Raw genomic sequence first — 2,527 nt, 5'->3', positions numbered from 1 at the left:
TGTTGAACTAAACCTTCGGTAGCTTTCCCAATCGCATAAATCAGTTACTTTGTAAAGTTAATTAAAAAATCAATAGAATGGCTACAAAAAAAAGAGTTTAGACGAGCTCAGAGAAAACAAAATCATCAATCAGGCAAAGCGTGAAGTGCCTGGTTTTACAGAACTTTTAAGCCGTTTTGAACGTACGGTTTCGGTGTTGGGACGCAGTCAGAGCACGTTCAATAATTACTCCAGACACGTCGCGGCGGTGTCGCTGCATTTCGGGAAAATCCCGACAGAATTGGATCCTGAGCAGATCCACGATTACCTTTTTTACCTTCAGAAAAAATCAAGATCACCCTCGCAATCGTATTTTAAACACACGGTTTACGGACTTCGGTTTCTGTTGAAATCGGAAGGATTAAGCTACGATTTTCTGAGTCTTCCGGAAATTAAAAAAGAGAAAAAACTGCCTGTTGTGCTCAGTAAACAGGAGGTTTGGCAGATGTTATCATGCTGTAAACTTTTAAAACATAAAATCTTAATCGGGTTGCTTTACGGTTGCGGATTGCGCTGTCTGGAGGTCAGAAATCTGCGTCTCTGTGATTTGGATTTTGACCGAAAACAGCTGAAAGTGGTTCAGGGAAAAGGCAAAAAAGACCGCTATTTGCCTTTGTCGGAACATTTGATTCGGGGTTTGAAAAAATATATTGAAGCGGAAAAACCGGAAGATTTTCTCTTTGGAGAACCTCGAGCAAATCGTGCAGGTGGCGAATTCGATTCAAGATATTCGCAACGTGGCGTACAATGGGCGGTGAAACAGGCTTCAAAAACGGCAAAAATATTGAAAGAAGTGAGTGTTCATACGCTTCGGCACAGTTTTGCGACGCATCTTTTGGAGGATGGGATGAACATTGTGAGCATCAAAAATCTCCTCGGCCACGAAAACATCGAAACGACCCTCGTTTACCTTCAAATCGCCCAACTTTCTACCCAAAAACTCTTCTCTCCACTGGATACTTTGTTTGAGGAATGCAGAGCGAAGTAGTTGGTTTTGAATTTGTTAAAAGCCAAAATTCAAGCTTTGAATTTAATGAAGATCAACGTTTAGAAATCTCAAAAATACAGTCTGCTCAACCTGGATCTCAACCTCGGTACGAAGTCGCAGATGTGTTGAATATTTTAGGTTCAAAACTAGAAAATTTAGGATTAAATTCCTGGCAATTAAGAACTTTATTTGCGTTAAAAAAGTGCCGTACATCGGCTTTGGGCGGTCATATTGACGCTTGTGACGAATGCGGAAATATCAGCATCAGCTACAACTCCTGCCGCAACCGGCACTGCCCGAAATGTCAGGGCAAAAACCGCGAAAAATGGATTGAAAACCGGGAAACCGAACTGCTTCCAGTGCCTTATTTGCATGTGGTTTTTACGCTTCCGGAAGTTTTAAATAAAACCGCACTTCATGCTCCGAAAATGTTGTATGATATTTTATTTGAATCGGCTTGGGAAACGCTGCAAACCTTTGGTGAAAATCGAGGTTTAAAGATGGGAATGATCGCTGTTTTGCATACTTGGGGACAGGATCTGAGTCTGCATCCGCATTTGCACTGCATCGTTCCGGGTGGCGGCGTGGATGAAAACGGAGTTTGGAAAAACATCAGAAGCGACGGTAATTTTTTGTTTCCTGTAAAGGCTTTGAGCAAAGTTTTCAGGGCAAAATTTTGTGAGAAACTGAAGGTTCGGTTATCATTGAAATGTAATAAAAATCAGACGGAAAATGATGAAAATCAATTTGAAAACCGAAAAAATGAAGCAGAAACTTATGAAAAACTCAGACAAAAACTTTGGGAAAAACCTTGGGTAGTTTTCGCTAAAAAACCCTTTGGCAGCCCGAAATCTGTGGTGGAATATTTGGGAAGATACACTCACAAAATCGCGATCAGCAACCAGAGAATCAGGAAAGTTGATGCTGAAAATGTAACGTTCAGTTATAAAGATTACCGGCAGAAAGGCGTCAAAAAGCAGATGGTTTTGAGCCATGAGGAGTTTATCCGCCGTTTTGCGATGCATATTTTGCCGAAAAGATTTGTGAAAATCCGCCATTACGGTTTTCTCAGCAGCACGTGGAAACGGATGAAGCTTAAAAATCTGCAACAGAATTTAGGCATTGGGCCCAAAGGAAAACTTCCACCCAAAGCTTTTCAGCCAAAATGTACTTGCTGCAAAATTGGAAATTTGGTAACGATTGCAACGTTTGATTTGCGCGGTCCGCCAAGTTGGTTTTTGGAGATGAGCCAAAACTATGAAACGCCTAAAATCTAGCATTTTGGGTAAGGGAATTTATGTCCAAAAGTAAAGGAAAACACGATAAAACCTGGAAAAACCACCAAATTCACCAACAAAAAAAGAGACCTTTCTGAAAGTCTCCTGTATATCTTTAAAATCCTTCGTCGGTAAACCCATAATGTTGAAAAAAGCTCCCGAAGCTTCCGTTCAACAGGGTTTTCATTGTTCGTGCTTCGCACGCAACGAAAACTTAGCTATT

The 2,527-nt window shown here is 41.0% G+C and carries 2 protein-coding genes; both read left to right on the top strand.

Annotated elements, in window-relative coordinates; all coding sequences use genetic code 11:
* The first annotated feature begins 145 nt into the window (after positions 1–145).
* A complete protein-coding gene (locus QOL71_RS17640) occupies positions 146–1,027 on the top strand; it encodes a tyrosine-type recombinase/integrase (protein ID WP_252813556.1) in 882 nt (293 codons plus the stop codon).
* Positions 1,012–2,304 carry an IS91 family transposase gene (locus QOL71_RS17635; protein WP_283418206.1) on the top strand — a complete coding sequence of 431 codons (1,293 nt, stop codon included), beginning with the start codon at positions 1,012–1,014 and terminating at the stop codon, positions 2,302–2,304. Before QOL71_RS17640 ends, QOL71_RS17635 begins: the two co-directional genes overlap by 16 nt.
* The last annotated feature ends 223 nt before the right edge of the window (positions 2,305–2,527 follow it).

Source organism: Epilithonimonas pallida, from assembly GCF_900182975.1.
Lineage (GTDB): Bacteria > Bacteroidota > Bacteroidia > Flavobacteriales > Weeksellaceae > Epilithonimonas > Epilithonimonas pallida.
This window is presented reverse-complemented; position numbering and strand designations above follow the sequence as displayed.